General features: G+C 59.8%; 15 protein-coding genes. All 15 read right to left on the bottom strand.

The window, feature by feature from the left end:
* Nucleotides 1-90 precede the first annotated feature (90 nt).
* The 15 genes from GE543_RS05780 to hscA all read right to left on the bottom strand — a co-directional run bounded on the left by GE543_RS05780 (nucleotide 91) and on the right by hscA (nucleotide 14,416).
* A complete protein-coding gene (locus GE543_RS05780) occupies nucleotides 91-540 on the bottom strand; it encodes a FlxA-like family protein (protein WP_003409126.1) in 450 nt (149 codons plus the stop codon).
* A gap of 59 nt (nucleotides 541-599) precedes the next feature.
* A complete protein-coding gene (locus tag GE543_RS05775) occupies nucleotides 600-1,391 on the bottom strand; it encodes an amidohydrolase (RefSeq protein ID WP_153220986.1) in 792 nt (263 codons plus the stop codon).
* Nucleotides 1,379-2,527, bottom strand: a complete 1,149-nt coding sequence (locus tag GE543_RS05770; RefSeq protein WP_153220985.1) for a pyridoxal phosphate-dependent aminotransferase — start codon at nucleotides 2,525-2,527, stop codon at nucleotides 1,379-1,381. Before GE543_RS05770 ends, GE543_RS05775 begins: the two co-directional genes overlap by 13 nt.
* Nucleotides 2,528-2,636: 109 nt before the next feature.
* On the bottom strand, nucleotides 2,637-4,109 hold the full coding sequence (gene der, locus GE543_RS05765; RefSeq protein WP_003409123.1) for a ribosome biogenesis GTPase Der: 1,473 nt from the start codon (nucleotides 4,107-4,109) through the stop codon (nucleotides 2,637-2,639).
* Nucleotides 4,110-4,247: 138 nt separating this feature from the next.
* Nucleotides 4,248-5,402 (bottom strand): outer membrane protein assembly factor BamB, encoded by a 1,155-nt coding sequence (gene bamB / locus GE543_RS05760; protein ID WP_003409122.1) that lies wholly within the window; start codon nucleotides 5,400-5,402, stop codon nucleotides 4,248-4,250.
* Nucleotides 5,395-6,036, bottom strand: coding sequence for a tetratricopeptide repeat protein (locus GE543_RS05755; RefSeq protein ID WP_003409121.1), 642 nt, complete (start codon nucleotides 6,034-6,036; stop codon nucleotides 5,395-5,397). The genes bamB and GE543_RS05755 overlap by 8 nt, the downstream gene beginning before the upstream one ends.
* 39 nt (nucleotides 6,037-6,075) lie before the next feature.
* On the bottom strand, nucleotides 6,076-7,365 hold the full coding sequence (gene hisS / locus GE543_RS05750; RefSeq protein WP_003409119.1) for a histidine--tRNA ligase: 1,290 nt from the start codon (nucleotides 7,363-7,365) through the stop codon (nucleotides 6,076-6,078).
* Nucleotides 7,366-7,387: 22 nt separating this feature from the next.
* Nucleotides 7,388-8,497 (bottom strand): flavodoxin-dependent (E)-4-hydroxy-3-methylbut-2-enyl-diphosphate synthase, encoded by a 1,110-nt coding sequence (gene ispG / locus GE543_RS05745; protein ID WP_003339743.1) that lies wholly within the window; start codon nucleotides 8,495-8,497, stop codon nucleotides 7,388-7,390.
* Between the two features lie 3 nt (nucleotides 8,498-8,500).
* Nucleotides 8,501-9,505 (bottom strand): RodZ family helix-turn-helix domain-containing protein, encoded by a 1,005-nt coding sequence (locus GE543_RS05740; RefSeq protein ID WP_011266909.1) that lies wholly within the window; start codon nucleotides 9,503-9,505, stop codon nucleotides 8,501-8,503.
* Nucleotides 9,505-10,263, bottom strand: a complete 759-nt coding sequence (gene pilW, locus GE543_RS05735) for a type IV pilus biogenesis/stability protein PilW (protein ID WP_153220984.1) — start codon at nucleotides 10,261-10,263, stop codon at nucleotides 9,505-9,507. The genes GE543_RS05740 and pilW overlap by 1 nt, the downstream gene beginning before the upstream one ends.
* A 26-nt stretch (nucleotides 10,264-10,289) precedes the next feature.
* The gene (gene rlmN / locus GE543_RS05730; RefSeq protein WP_003314177.1) at nucleotides 10,290-11,438 is read right to left on the bottom strand and encodes a 23S rRNA (adenine(2503)-C(2))-methyltransferase RlmN; all 1,149 of its coding nucleotides are present in this window, start codon (nucleotides 11,436-11,438) and stop codon (nucleotides 10,290-10,292) included.
* 33 nt (nucleotides 11,439-11,471) lie between these two features.
* The gene (gene ndk, locus GE543_RS05725; RefSeq protein WP_002552482.1) at nucleotides 11,472-11,897 is read right to left on the bottom strand and encodes a nucleoside-diphosphate kinase; all 426 of its coding nucleotides are present in this window, start codon (nucleotides 11,895-11,897) and stop codon (nucleotides 11,472-11,474) included.
* Nucleotides 11,898-11,993: 96 nt separating this feature from the next.
* Entirely contained in the window at nucleotides 11,994-12,194 is a 201-nt protein-coding gene (iscX, locus tag GE543_RS05720) for a Fe-S cluster assembly protein IscX (RefSeq protein ID WP_003415412.1), read from the bottom strand.
* Between the two features lie 14 nt (nucleotides 12,195-12,208).
* Nucleotides 12,209-12,550: an ISC system 2Fe-2S type ferredoxin gene (fdx, locus tag GE543_RS05715; RefSeq protein ID WP_003409114.1), complete on the bottom strand. Its 342-nt coding sequence runs from the start codon at nucleotides 12,548-12,550 to the stop codon at nucleotides 12,209-12,211.
* A gap of 3 nt (nucleotides 12,551-12,553) precedes the next feature.
* Complete coding sequence (gene hscA / locus GE543_RS05710) at nucleotides 12,554-14,416, bottom strand: Fe-S protein assembly chaperone HscA (RefSeq protein WP_153220983.1); 1,863 nt, start codon at nucleotides 14,414-14,416, stop codon at nucleotides 12,554-12,556.
* Nucleotides 14,417-14,445: the final 29 nt, after the last annotated feature.

Raw genomic sequence — 14,445 nt, 5'->3', positions numbered from 1 at the left:
CCGCCTGATCGGGGGCGCAAGCAGCTGAATGCCCACGCAACACTGTGCGTGGGCATGATGAGCGTCACTTCGGGCGCTCGGCAGGAGATATCACGCAGTGGTATTCACGCCACCTTCAGTCTCTAGTTGCAACAACGACGCTTGTAAGGTCTGCAAGTTGGCGCTGATGGTCGCGATCTGGCCCTGAATCGCCATGGATTTCTGAGCCTTCTCTTCCGCTGAGCCTTTACCGCTTTGAGCAGCAGCCAACTGCGCCTTCTGCTCGGCGAGTTGCTTCTGAGCATCCTTGATCTGCTGCTTTATCTGTTCGATGGTCTGATTGAGCGACGATTCGCTGGAGCCACCCACGCTGCCGCCACCACCCGCCGCACCGGCCTTGCCACCTTCGGTGGACGCCTGATCAGAGCTTTTCTCTGTTTCAGTAGTCGTGGTGGCAGCAGCAGCAGTCGCGGCCTTGGCTGTTTCAGCCTCGGTAGGTTTGATCGCTAAGGTCAACGAGCTCGAGTAACTGTTCAGTGTGGATGTATTGATGGTAGTCATGGCGGTCTCCAGGAATTCTGGAGAGGCTATCGGCCGATCAGAAACATTCTGAAGTACTTTTACTCAATATTAAACGAATCAGCATCCAGCCCGGCTGGAAACCGTGTGCGGTAGGCATGCAAGTCTGCCGCGCTGAGCGTCGCCTTGAACACCCCGTCCGCTTCGCCCACGCTCAACAGGCTCTCGCCCTGGAAATCCAGGACCTGACTGTCACCGGTGTACGCAAAGCCCTTGCCGTCCGACCCAACGCGATTGACTGCCGCCACATAGCACAGGTTTTCAATGGCTCTGGCAGGCAGCAAGCGATTCCAGTGCAGACGCCGCGCACCCGGCCAGTTGGCGGTGTACAGCAACAGGTCGGTGTCCTGAGCGTCACGGCTCCAGACCGGAAAGCGCAGGTCGTAGCAGATCAGCGGGCGCACGCGCCAGCCTTTGAGTTCGAACATCACCTGGCGATCACCCGGCGTGTAATGCTCGTGCTCACCGGCCATGCGAAACAGGTGGCGCTTGTCGTAATGCAGCAGCTCACCATCCGGTCGCGCCCACAGCAGGCGATTGCGATGACTGCCATCGGCCGCGCGCATCATGACGCTGCCCGTCACCACAGCGTCGATACGCTTGGCCTGAGCCAATAGCCATGCCGATGTAGGCCCGGCTTCCGGTTCTGACAGGGCCTCGGACTCCATCGAGAATCCGGTGGTGAACATCTCTGGCAGGATTACCAGATCCGCGCCCTGCGCCTGATCCAGCAATGGCTCGAAATGCTCAAGATTGGCCTCGCGATCATGCCACGCCAGCGTGGTCTGGATCAGCGCGAGGTTGAGGTTCGGCAGCCCGCTTATATCGCGCATAGTTTCTCCGCCGCCAGACGCAGCGTCTCTTCCTGTTTGGCGAAGCACAAGCGGATCAGGCGCTGCCCTGCTGGCGGGCTCTGGTAGAACACAGAAATCGGAATACTCGCCACACCATGCTCGCGGGTCATCCACAAGGCCATGTCGACGTCGTTGAGGTCGGGCCTGATCTGCGAGTAGTCGACCAACTGGAAATAAGTCCCGCCCACCGGCCGGAAGCTGAAGCGCGACTCGGCCAGATGACCACAGAAAAAGTCGCGCTTGGCCTGATAGAAGCCTGGCAGCTCGTCGACATGCTCCGGGTGTTCGGCCATGAAGTCGGCCAATGCGTACTGCAACGGCGTGACACCGCAGAAGCTCACATATTGGTGCACCTTGCGCAGCTCGGACGTCAGCGCAGGCGGCGCGACCACGTAACCGGTTTTCCAGCCAGTAACGTGATACGTCTTGCCGAACGAGCTGACGACGAAGGCGCGCTGATACAACGCTTCGTGGTCAAGCACACTGACATGGCGTGCGCCGTCGAACACCAGGTGTTCATAGACTTCGTCGCTGAGCAGGTAGATGTCGCGATCGGCGATCAGCGCGGCCAGCCGATCGAGCTCTGCACGGCTGATCAATGCGCCGCTGGGGTTGTGCGGGCTGTTGATGACGATCATGCGGGTACGCGGGCTCAGCGCATCGCTCAGCTTTTGCCAGTCGATGGAGAAGTCATCCAGCCCCAGTTGCACATGCACGCAGCGCCCACCGGCCAGTTCGACGGCGGGCTCGTAGCTGTCATAGCAAGGGTCGAAAATGATCACTTCGTCGCCAGCGCGAATGATGCTGTGGATCGCGCAGAAAATCGCCTGCGTGGCACCCGGTGTAATGGTGATTTCGCTGTCCGGATTGACCGTACGCCCATAGCTGCGGGCGATCTTTGCTGCGACTTGCTGACGAAGCGCAGGCAGCCCGGTCATCGGTGAGTATTGGTTATGGCCTTGAGTGACGTGTCGGCAGACCGCATCACGCAGCGCCTGCGGCCCGTCAAAATCGGGAAACCCCTGGGACAGGTTGATAGCCCCGGTTTCGGCGGCCAGCTGTGACATGACGGTGAAGATAGTGGTGCCCACGTTGGGCAACTTGCTGTCGATCATGGAACCCTTTCCCTGCAATCTCCCGGCACCGGGCGGCACGGGTCAGGCAGGATAGCCCATTAAACGGACACAAAAAAAGGCGCCGAAGCGCCTTTTTCCCGATGCTGACTCAGCGCTTGTCGCGGCGCTTCTTGTCGGCCTTCTTGTGGTGCGACATCATCCGACGCTTCTTGTTGACCTGACGGTCGGTGAGCGTGTTCTTGTTGCCTTCATACGGGTTCTCGCCACCCTTGAACTCGATACGGATCGGCGTACCGACCAGCTTGAGCACACGCCGATAGGTGTTTTCCAGATAACGGACGTAGGACTTGGGTACCTTCTCGACCTGATTACCGTGGATCACGATCAGCGGCGGGTTGGCACCCCCCAGGTGGGCATAACGCAGCTTGATGCGGCGGCTGCCGACCATCGGTGGTGCATGCTCGCTGACCGCATCTTCGAGAATCTGCGTCAGGCGGCTGGTTGGCCAGCGTGTGACCGCGGACTTGAACGAGTTCTGTACCGACTGATACAGGTTGCCCACGCCCGTGCCGTGCAGCGCGGAGATGAAGTGGATGTCGGCGAAATCGACGAAGAACAACCGGCGCTCCAGCTCGATCTTCACGAAATCGCGTTCGCCCGGCGTCATGCCGTCCCACTTGTTCAGCGCGATGACCAGCGCACGACCCGCTTCAAGGGCGAAGCCCAGCAGGTTCAGGTCATGGTCGACCACACCTTCGCGGGCGTCCATCACAAAGATCACCACGTTGGCGTCCTTGATGGCCTGCAGCGTCTTGACCACCGAGAACTTTTCGACTTCCTCGTGGATCTTGCCGCGCTTGCGCACACCCGCGGTGTCGATCAGCGTGTACTTCTCTTCGTTACGCTCGAAGGGAATGTAGATACTGTCGCGCGTGGTGCCTGGCTCGTCATAGACGATAACCCGGTCTTCACCCAGCATGCGGTTGACCAGCGTCGACTTGCCGACGTTGGGACGACCGATGATGGCGATCTTGATGCCGTCTTTCTCGCTCGGGCCGGGGATGCGCTTGGCTTCCTGACCTTCGGCGACTTCCTCGACCTCAGCGCCCTCTTCAAGCTCGTCCTCGTCCCTGGGGAATTCCCGCAAGGCGATTTCGAGCATCTGCGAGATGCCACGGCCGTGGGCACCGGCCACCGGAATGGCGTCGCCCAGACCCATCGGGCTGAACTCGGCACGCGCCAGGTTCTCGTCGATGTTGTCGATCTTGTTGGCAACCACGTAGGAACGCTTGTTGCGCTTGCGCAGGTGCTCACCAATCATCTGATCAGCAGCGGTGTAGCCCGCACGGGCGTCCACCAGAAACAGCACCACATCGGCTTCTTCAATGGCCAGCAGCGACTGCTCGGCCATCTTTTCGTCCATGCCATGCTCGTCACCGGAGATACCGCCGGTGTCGATCAGAATATAGGAGCGCCCTTGCCACTTCGCCTCTCCGTATTGGCGATCACGGGTAAGACCGGACAGATCGCCGACAATGGCGTCGCGAGTCCTGGTCAGGCGGTTGAACATGGTGGACTTGCCGACGTTCGGTCGACCCACCAGGGCGATTACGGGAACCATGCGGCTCTCCACTTCGTTATTTCAGAAAATACAAAAGCCGCTGCAGGGCAGCGGCCGGAGTTCGGGGCGATGCCACAAAGGCACCGCAGCCTTGCCGAAGCAAGGGCACCCGAGGCCAATGGCCCCGGGCATGGACACTTATTGCTTGATGGTCAGGGCTTCCAGTTTGCCGCTGTTGCCATACACGTAAATCATGTCCCCAACCACCAGCGGACGCGCACGCAGGCCGTCGCTGTCGATACGTTCGCGACCGACAAAACGACCGTCCACCTGGCTCAACAGGTGCAGGTAGCCTTCCATGTCACCGACCGCTACATAGCTGGAATACACTTCCGGCGCGCCGAGCTGGCGGCGAGCCAGTGATTCGTTGCTCCACAGTGCAGAGGACGAACGCTCGTCGATGCCTTCGACAGTACCGGAGGCCAGAGTGGCATAGACGCTGCCAAAGCCCTGGGCGACACCCGAGTAGCTCGAAGCATCACGCTGCCAGAGCACACGACCGCTTTCCAGATCGAGACCGGCGACGCGACCCTGATAGGTAGCGACGTACAGCGTACCGCCGGACAGCAACAGGCCGCCGTCGATATCGACGACACGATCCAGTTCCGAGCGACCTTGCGGGATGGCAACGCGCTGTTCCCAGACCGGCACACCGTTGGTGATATCCAGAGCGACGACCTTGCCGGTCGACAGACCCGCTACGGCAAGACGGTTGGTTGCCAGTGGAGCACCAGTGCCGCGCAGGGTCAGCACCGCTGGGGTACTTTCGTAGATCCAGAGCTGCGAACCGGTCGAAGCGTCGAAACCGACGATGCGGTCATCCTGAGTCTGGACAACGACAACAGAACCGTTGGTGGCAGGCGGGGCAAGCACTTCGCTGGTGACACGAGCGCGCCACTTTTCCTCACCGGACGTGGCGTCCATGGCAATCACTTCACCCTTGAGGGTGCCGATCATCACCAGGCCATAACCCACACCGACTGCACCGGAAACCGGCAGATCGAGATCTTTCTTCCAGATCACGTCGCCGGTCAGACGGTCCAGCGACACGACTTCGCCCGTGACGTCAGCCGCATAGATGCGGTCGCCATCAATGGCCGGCACGAGCATGTTGTAAGTCTTGCCCTGACCGTCGCCAACGGAACGGCTCCACTGCTTGTGCAAAACCACTTCTTCTTTGAAGTCGGTCAGCTCGGCCGGAGGCAATTCCTTTTTGCTGTTGCTGCTGCAACCCGCGGCCAGAATGGCCAGAGCCAGCAATGCTGCATGTTTCCAACGAATCACGTCACGCATCCCCTTTCGCCAGATCGTCGAGCTTCATTTGCAGGCCACCCACTGCTGCGTCTTCGGACAGAGCAGATTTGGCCTTTTGGTATGCAGCATACGCCTCGTCGGTACGACCCAGCTGTACCAGCAGGTCACCCTTGAGTTCTTCACGACTGGCGAGGAAAGCCTTGTCGGCATCGCCGTCGAGCAGCTTCAGCGCATCATCGGTCTTGTTCTGCGCAGCCAGCACGCGTGCCAGACGCTGACGGGCGATCTCGCCCAGCGTGTCGTTGGCAGGTTTGTCGGCCACGGGTTTCAGCTCGGCTGCAGCATCATCCAGCTTGCCGGCATCGACCGCCACCTTGGCGACGAACAGGCTACCGAACTGTGCGTAGGTAGTGCCACCGAATTCGCTTTTCAGTTTGCCGGAGATCTCGGCGACACGTGCGGTGTCTGCCTGGCCACTGGGCGTCAGTGCGGTTTCCAGCAATTGCTGATAAAGCATCGAGGCGCCTTGCGACTGGCTGGCCTGATACCTGTGCCAGAACTGCCAACCCAGAACCACGACCAGCGCCAGCAGACCGCCGGTCAACAGAGGTTTGCCGTTGCGCTGCCACCAGTCCTTCATTACCGCCAGCTCTTCATCTTCGGTACCCGACACCCCAATACTCCTATTCGCTAAACGGCTGTTAAATCAGTTTCAACCCTGCACTACGCAGGAGGCCAGGTGCTCTGACAGAGCATCCCAGGCAATATTTTGTTGTTCACCCTGGCCACGCAGGGGTTTGACGCCAATGACCTTCGCCGCCAGCTCTTCTTCGCCGAGGATCAGCGCGTACAGCGCACCGCTCTTGTCGGCTTTCTTGAACTGGCTCTTGAAGCTGCCGGCACCGGCGTTGACCTGCAAGCGCAGGGTCGGCAACTGATCACGGACCTTTTCGGTCAGTGCCAGCGCAGCCAGCTCGGCCGCTTCGCCGAATGCGCACAGGTAGACATCGACCTGACGGGCAATTTCTTCCGGCACCTGCTCAAGGGTTTCGAGCAGCAGAACCAGTCGCTCGATGCCCATCGCGAAACCGACGCCCGCAGTAGGCTTGCCGCCCATCTGCTCGACCAGACCGTCGTAACGACCGCCCGCACAGACCGTACCCTGGGCACCGAGCTGATCGGTGACCCATTCGAAAACGGTCTTGCTGTAGTAATCCAGGCCACGCACCAGCTTGGGATTGATCACATAAGGAATGCCGGCGGCGTCCAGACGGGCCTTCAGGCCTTCGAAGTGAACGCGGGATTCGTCATCCAGGTAGTCCGCCAGCTTCGGCGCATCGACCAGCACAGCCTGGGTTTCAGGATGCTTGGTGTCCAGCACGCGCAGCGGGTTGGTTTTCAGGCGGCGCTGGCTGTCTTCGTCCAGTTGGTCGAGACGTGCCGAGAGGTATTCGACCAGCGCCTCACGATAACGCGCACGCGCCTCGCTGGTGCCCAGGCTGTTCAGCTCGAGCTTGACGGCGTTGCGAATGCCCAGCAGGCCCCACAGGCGCCAGGTCATGACGATCAGTTCGGCGTCGATATCCGGACCGTCGAGGTTGAAAACCTCGACACCGATCTGGTGAAACTGACGATAACGGCCTTTCTGTGGACGCTCGTGACGGAACATCGGACCGATGTACCACAGTTTCTGAACCTGGCCGCCGCCAGTGATGCCGTGCTCGAGGACCGCACGCACGCACGCGGCAGTGCCTTCAGGGCGCAGGGTCAGAGAGTCGCCGTTACGGTCGGCGAAGGTGTACATCTCTTTCTCGACGATATCGGTCACTTCACCGATGGAGCGCTTGAATAGCTCGGTGAATTCGACGATAGGCATACGAATCTGCCGGTAACCGTAGTTATCCAGCAGACGGGCAACAGTGCCTTCGAAGTGACGCCACAGCGGCGTCTGCTCGGGCAGGATGTCGTTCATGCCACGAATGGCTTGTAGAGACTTACTCACAGAAAATCCTTAGCAATCCGGGTTAGCCGCGCACGATGACCGAGGCGTCGGCTTCGGCTTTTTCAGCCGCTTTCTCGCGAATCAAGCGTTCCAGCTCATTCACGAGATTGTCATTGGTCAGTTTCTGCGCGGGTTTGCCGTCGATGTAGATCAGGTTCGGCGTGCCACCGGTCAGTCCGATATGCGCCTCTTTGGCTTCGCCCGGACCATTGACCACACAACCGATAACCGCGACATCAAGCGGAACCAGCAAATCCTCGAGTCGACCTTCCAGCTCGTTCATGGTCTTGACCACATCGAAGTTCTGCCGCGAGCAGCTCGGGCAGGCGATGAAGTTGATTCCACGCGAACGAAGGCGCAATGATTTGAGAATGTCGTACCCGACCTTCACTTCCTCGACCGGGTCAGCCGCCAGCGAGATGCGGATAGTATCGCCAATTCCTTCGGCAAGCAGCATACCGAGACCGACAGCCGATTTCACCGTACCCGAACGCAAGCCACCGGCTTCGGTGATGCCCAGGTGCAGCGGCTGAACGATCTCTTTGGCCAGCAGCCGATAGGCAGCGACCGCCATGAACACATCGGAAGCCTTGACGCTGACCTTGAAGTCCTGAAAGTTCAGGCGTTCCAGGTGCTCGACATGGCGCAGCGCAGACTCTACCAGGGCCTCTGGCGTAGGCTCGCCGTACTTCTTCTGCAGGTCTTTTTCCAGCGAACCGGCATTGACGCCGATGCGGATAGGGATGCCGCGATCACGCGCAGCATCGACCACGGCCCGCACACGGTCTTCACGACCGATGTTGCCCGGGTTGATACGCAGACAGTCGACGCCCAGCTCCGCCACACGCAAGGCGATGCGGTGATCGAAGTGAATGTCGGCGACCAGCGGCACCTTGACCAGTTGCTTGATGCGGCCGAATGCTTCGGCAGCGTCCATGTCCGGCACCGAAACACGCACGATGTCGACACCTGCCGCTTCGAGACGATTGATCTGTGCCACGGTAGCGGCGACATCGTTGGTATCACTGTTGGTCATGCTCTGCACCGCGATCGGCGCATCACCGCCGACCGGTACGGAACCGACCCATATTTTCCGGGATTCGCGACGCTTGATTGGAGATTCGCCGTGCATGACTTATTGCCCTAGCTTCAGGCGAGCAGTTTCGCCGCTGGTAAAAGGTGCTACATCCACAGGCTGACCGTTGTAGCTGACCTGCGCACCGCGCGCGTAACCCAGACGCAGGGTCAACGGCGGCTTGCCGTTGACATCCAGGCTCTCGCCCTTGCGCTTGAGGCCGCTGACCAGCACCTTGCCGTTCCCGTCAGTGACCTGGGTCCAGCAGTCGGCAACGAACTGTACGGTCACCTGACCGGCACCCGCCACGACAGGCGCTGGCTGCTCGGCAGGTGCAGTCGGCATCGACGGCACGTTCGGCGCAGCAACGGGGGCTTGAGGCGCGCTCGCCGGTGGCGTAGCGGCAGCAGGTGTCTGTGGTTGTGCGGTTGCGTGGCCTGTGACGCTGGAAGCCGGGGCCGCTGGCGCAGCAGCTGGCGCCTCACTGGCAGGCGCACCGGTATTCAACGGCAAGGAAGTTTGTCCGGAGGCAGGCGTTTCAGCCACAGCAGGCTCTTCCGGCTCGTCGAGCGGGTGAATCTGCGTGGTGCCGTCAGCGCTTTCGACTTCGACGTGCTCCATGTTCAGCCCGGACTGATCCTTGCCGCGCAAGGTCGCCTGATCCTGCCACCAGAAGAAACCACCGCCGACCAGGATCACCAGCAACAGCAGGCTGACGATACGCAGAATGTTGTGCGACAGCCTGACCGGCTCTTCGATACGGCCCAGCGCATGAACCGAACTGCCCTTACCGTCAGTGCCGGTGAACTGGTCGAACTGTTCGACCAGCGCCGCCTGATCGAGGTCAAGCAGTTTGGCGTAGGCACGCACGTAGCCCCGGGCAAACGTATGCCCAGGCAGCTTTTCAAACTGGCCGTTCTCCAGATTGGTCAGGGAGGTCACGGTGAGATTGAGTCTCAAGGCCACATCTGGCAGCGACCAGCTCCTGCTCTCGCGGGCCTGGCGCAGGGTTTCTCCAGGATTCACGCGATTGGTTGCTACAACTTCGGGATGCGCCGCTTTCATCATTGCTCCGACAGGTATTGCTGATATTCCGGCGTACCGGGATAGAGTCTTTTCAACAGCAGGCCAAAGCTGGCCGCCTTGTTACGATCATCATATATCTTCGCCAGCCGAGTACCGAGCAATAGACTACGTGCATTTTGCTCGCTGAGCTGGCTAAAACGGTCGTAATAGTCACGCGCCGGCACATATTGCTTGTCTTCGTAGGACAGCTGAGCCATTTCCAGCAAGGATAACGGCAACTGACGGTCCAGGCGCAATGCCTTGGTAAAATGCTCGCGAGCCTGCTCGGGGTTGCCCAGTTTCAGCGAGGTCATGCCCAGGCTTTCAAAAACCCGTGACCGCTCAGGATACAGGTTGTCGGCAGCCGCCTGTTCAAAACGCTCGTAAGCTTCCTTGTAACGCTTTTGTTCGAACAGAAAACTGCCGTAATTGTTGACGATGCGTGTTTCGTTATTGCTGGCGGCCAACGCCTTGCGAAAGTACTGCTCGGCCAGCTCTGGCTCCATCTCTGTCTGGAACACCAGGGCCAGCGCGGCGTTGGCCTGCGCATCGGAACTGTCGAGTTCAAGCGCCTTTTTCAGCGGAACCTTGGCGCGCTCGGTCTGGCCCTGCTGAAAATAACCCAGCCCCAGTTGCACGTAAGCCTTGCGCGCTTCCTCGCGCCCCTGGGCCGTCGTCAGCGGGTTGACGTTGCCGGTGGACACGCACGCTGTCAGCAAAACGACAACACAGAGCAGCAGCGAGGCACGCACAGGCATGGAGTCTCTCTCGATCAGGTTCGCAGTCAGGTTCGAGTCACCGCGACAGGGGCCGCATCGGCCTCGGCGCTCAACTCACGCACGGCTATATAGCGTTCGCTACGACGTGTGCGGTCCATCACCTGCCCGACCAATTGGCCGCATGCAGCATCGATGTCTTCACCACGCGTGGTGCGCACAGTGACGTTATAACCGGCCTGATGCAACAGGTCCTGAAAACGACGGATTGCGTTATTGCTGGGACGCTCGTAACCGGAGTGCGGAAACGGGTTGAACGGGATCAGGTTGATCTTGCAAGGCGTGTCCTTGAGCAGTTCGATCATCTCGACCGCGTGCTCTACCTTGTCGTTGATGTCCTTGAGCATGGTGTACTCGATGGTGAGCACACGTTTTTCGCCCAGACTGGACATGTAGCGACGGCAGGACTCGAGAAGCACTTTCAACGGGTATTTCTTGTTGAGCGGCACCAGCTGGTTGCGCAGCGCATCATTCGGCGCGTGCAGCGACAAGGCCAGGGATACGTCGATGTGCTTGGAAAGCTCATCGATCATCGGTACCACACCGGAAGTGGACAAGGTCACCCGGCGTTTGGAAATGCCATACCCCAGGTCATCCATCATCAGATGCATGGCGGCAATGACATTGTCGAAGTTCAGCAGCGGCTCACCCATGCCCATCATCACCACGTTGGTGATGGCACGGTCGACGGTCGCCGGGACGCTGCCAAAGGATTTGTTGGCAATCCACACCTGACCGATGACTTCGGCGGCGGTGAGGTTGCTGTTGAAGCCTTGCTTGCCCGTGGAGCAGAAACTGCAATCCAGAGCACAGCCCGCCTGGGACGAAACACACAAGGTGCCGCGCTTGCCCTGCGGAATATAGACGGTCTCGACACAGCTGCCGGACTCTACGCGCACCACCCATTTGCGGGTGCCGTCGCTGGAGATGTCCTCGCTGACCACTTCAGGACCGCGAACTTCAGCACAGGCCTTGAGCTTTTCGCGCAGGGCCTTGCTGACGTTCGTCATTGCGTCGAAATCGTCGACGCCGAAGTGGTGAATCCACTTCATGACCTGACCGGCACGGAAGCGCTTCTCCCCGATAGAGTCGAAGAATTTCTCCATTTCCTGTTGAGTCAGCCCCAGCAGGTTGGTTTTACCAGTCGATGCAATCATGAATTCACCCTTCACTCGTCAGTCAAAAATGACTTAGCGAGCGGTTACTTCGGTAGCTGCGAAGAAGTACGAGATTTCGCGAGCGGCGGCTGCTTCGGAATCGGAGCCGTGAACAGCGTTGGCGTCGATGGAATCAGCGAAATCAGCACGGATGGTGCCGGCAGCCGCTTCTTTAGGGTTGGTAGCGCCCATCAGCTCACGGTTCAGAGCGATAGCGTTTTCGCCTTCCAGAACCTGAACGACAACCGGACCGGAGATCATGAAAGCAACCAGGTCGCCGAAGAAACCGCGAGCGCTGTGCTCAGCGTAGAAACCTTCAGCTTCGGCCTTGGACAGTTGCTTCAGCTTGGAAGCGACAACGCGCAGACCGGCTTTTTCGAAACGAGTGGTGATCTCGCCGATTACGTTCTTGGCAACGGCGTCAGGCTTGATGATGGAGAAAGTACGTTGAACAGCCATGGTGAAACTCCAGAAGCAGTGATTGAAGCGAAAAATTAAACCCGCGAATTATACGCGGGTTCTGGTGTATTGCCTAACTGCGCGCGTTACTGAACGTCAATCCAGCTCTTCGATCCACAATGTCTGGATCGCTTCCAGGACCTTTTCCCCGCTACGGTCCGGATGGTCATCGAACTCAGGCAAGGCCATGACCAGACCACGTAACCTGGGGAAGCTCACGGTGAGCGGATTTACTTCCGGGTGGCTTTCAGCCAGCTGGATGGCGATTTCCTGCACATCAACCCATTTGAGACTCATGAGCAATCCTTGAATCAGTGCGGCGCTTCAGCGGCGTGGTTGAGCGAATACTTGGGTATTTCGACCGTGAGGTCTTCGTTGCCGACAATGGCCTGACAGGACAGACGCGACTGCGGCTCCAGCCCCCACGCCTTGTCGAGCATGTCTTCTTCAAGCTCATCGGCTTCATTCAGCGAATTGAACCCTTCGCGAATGACGCAATGGCAGGTGGTGCAGGCACACACGCCACCACAGGCGCTTTCAATCTCGATGTGGTGCTCGTGGGCAATCTCGAGAATAGACGTGCCGGGCTCCACTTCTACAACCAGCCCGTCCGGGCAATGCTCGGCGTGGGGCAGAAAAATCACCTGCGGCATCAGTTATTCCTCAATTTCATTCAAGTTGCGCCCGGCCAGTGCGGCTTTTACCGTCGAATCGAGGCGTCGGGCAGCAAATGCATCGGTCACCTGCGACAGACGCTTGGTCTGCTGCTCGATGGCATAACCATCGGTGCCTTGCATCAGTTCACGGAGTTCGTCCATCTGCAGGTTGATGACCAGGCGCTCTTCTTCGTCGAGAAGACGCTCGCCATCGGCATCCAGGGCACCTTGAACAGCTTCGAGCAGGCGCTCGGCATCAACCTGATGCTCACGCAGCACACGAGCGACCTTGTCGTCGCCGGCATACTCGAAGGAGTCCTTGAGCATGCGAGTGACCTCGTCATCGGTCAGCCCGTAGGACGGCTTGACCTGAATGCTCGACTCGATACCCGAGCCCATTTCACGCGCCGAAACGCTGAGCAGACCGTCTGCATCGACCTGGAAGGTGACACGAATCTTTGCCGCACCCGCGACCATCGGCGGGATGCCACGCAGTTCGAAGCGCGCCAGCGAACGACAGTCGCTGATCAATTCACGCTCGCCCTGCAGGACATGAATCTTCATGGCCGTCTGGCCATCCTTGTACGTGGTGAATTCCTGACCACGCGCCACAGGAATGGTGGTGTTGCGCGGAATGACCTTCTCCATCAGCCCGCCCATGGTTTCCAGCCCCAGCGAGAGCGGAATCACATCGAGGAGCAGCAGTTCGCCACCGTCGCGCTTGTTGCCGGCCAGCGTATCGGCCTGGATCGCAGCCCCGATGGCCACCACCTGATCCGGGTCGATCTCGGTCAGCGGCTGACGACCGAACAGCTCGGCCACCGCTTCGCGCACGCGTGGAACACGGGTCGAACCGCCGACCATGACCACCGCCTCGACTTCTTCAAGCTCGATGCCGGTGTCACGCACCGCTCGGCGGCAGGCCTTGAGGCTGCGCGCAATCATAGGTTCGATCAGCGCATTGAGCGCCTCGCGCGTCAGCGTGCCACGCCACTCACCGTAGGCGACCTCGACAGATTCGGCGTCAGTCAGCGCTTCCTTGGCCGAGCAGGCGGCCTGCAGCAGGCTGCGTTGCGCGGAAGGGTCGATATCGGCAGACAGACCGGCATCCGTGACAATCCAGCTGGCTATCGCATGATCGAAGTCATCGCCGCCCAGAGCGGTATCGCCGCCAGTGGCGAGTACTTCAAACACACCACCGGTCAAGCGCAGGATCGAGATATCGAAGGTCCCGCCGCCCAGGTCGTAGATGGCAACCACGCCTTCGGCCTTTTGATCCAGGCCGTAGGCGACCGCCGCAGCCGTAGGCTCATTGAGCAAACGCAGTACGTTGAGGCCCGCCAGTCTGGCAGCGTCCTTGGTCGCCTGACGCTGAGCATCATCGAAGTAGGCAGGAACGGTGATCACCGCGCCTACCAGCTCGCCACCCAGAGAGGCTTCTGCGCGCTGGCGCAGGACCTTGAGGATGTCGGCAGACACTTCGACCGGGCTTTTCGGCCCCTGCACGGTGTCGATGAACGGCATGTGCGACTCACCGCCGACGAACCGGTACGGCAGCTGCTCGCCCAGTTGCTTGACGTCGGTCAGACCACGACCCATGAGACGCTTGACCGAAAGAACGGTATTGAACGGGTCCTGGGAGGCGGCGATCTTCGCTGACTGCCCTACTTCGACACGCTCAGCGTGATAGCGCACGGCAGAAGGCAGAATGACCTGCCCCTCTGCATCGGCCAGCGGTTCGGACAGGCCGCTGCGTACTGCAGCGACCAGAGAATTGGTAGTGCCCAGGTCGATACCCACAGCCAGACGACGCTGGTGCGGTTGAGGACTCAGGCCGGGTTCGGCGATCTGCAGTAAAGCCATGCTGTTCAGAATAATCACTGGCGCGCGGC

The organism is Pseudomonas sp. SZ57 (assembly GCF_009495975.1).
GTDB lineage: Bacteria > Pseudomonadota > Gammaproteobacteria > Pseudomonadales > Pseudomonadaceae > Aquipseudomonas > Aquipseudomonas syringae.
This window is presented reverse-complemented; position numbering and strand designations above follow the sequence as displayed.

Excerpts from the sequence above, each read along its gene's own strand:
- iscX (WP_003415412.1), bottom strand. The coding sequence starts at position 12,194 with ATGAGTCTCAAATGGGTTGATGTGCAGGAAATCGCCATCCAGCTGGCT.
- GE543_RS05770 (WP_153220985.1), bottom strand. The coding sequence starts at position 2,527 with ATGATCGACAGCAAGTTGCCCAACGTGGGCACCACTATCTTCACCGTC.
- ispG (WP_003339743.1), bottom strand. The coding sequence starts at position 8,497 with ATGCACGGCGAATCTCCAATCAAGCGTCGCGAATCCCGGAAAATATGG.
- GE543_RS05775 (WP_153220986.1), bottom strand. The coding sequence starts at position 1,391 with ATGCGCGATATAAGCGGGCTGCCGAACCTCAACCTCGCGCTGATCCAG.
- hscA (WP_153220983.1), bottom strand. The coding sequence starts at position 14,416 with ATGGCTTTACTGCAGATCGCCGAACCCGGCCTGAGTCCTCAACCGCAC.
- pilW (WP_153220984.1), bottom strand. The coding sequence starts at position 10,263 with ATGCCTGTGCGTGCCTCGCTGCTGCTCTGTGTTGTCGTTTTGCTGACA.
- fdx (WP_003409114.1), bottom strand. The coding sequence starts at position 12,550 with ATGCCGCAGGTGATTTTTCTGCCCCACGCCGAGCATTGCCCGGACGGG.
- bamB (WP_003409122.1), bottom strand. The coding sequence starts at position 5,402 with ATGCGTGACGTGATTCGTTGGAAACATGCAGCATTGCTGGCTCTGGCC.
- rlmN (WP_003314177.1), bottom strand. The coding sequence starts at position 11,438 with ATGATTGCATCGACTGGTAAAACCAACCTGCTGGGGCTGACTCAACAG.
- ndk (WP_002552482.1), bottom strand. The coding sequence starts at position 11,897 with ATGGCTGTTCAACGTACTTTCTCCATCATCAAGCCTGACGCCGTTGCC.
- GE543_RS05780 (WP_003409126.1), bottom strand. The coding sequence starts at position 540 with ATGACTACCATCAATACATCCACACTGAACAGTTACTCGAGCTCGTTG.
- GE543_RS05740 (WP_011266909.1), bottom strand. The coding sequence starts at position 9,505 with ATGAAAGCGGCGCATCCCGAAGTTGTAGCAACCAATCGCGTGAATCCT.
- der (WP_003409123.1), bottom strand. The coding sequence starts at position 4,109 with ATGGTTCCCGTAATCGCCCTGGTGGGTCGACCGAACGTCGGCAAGTCC.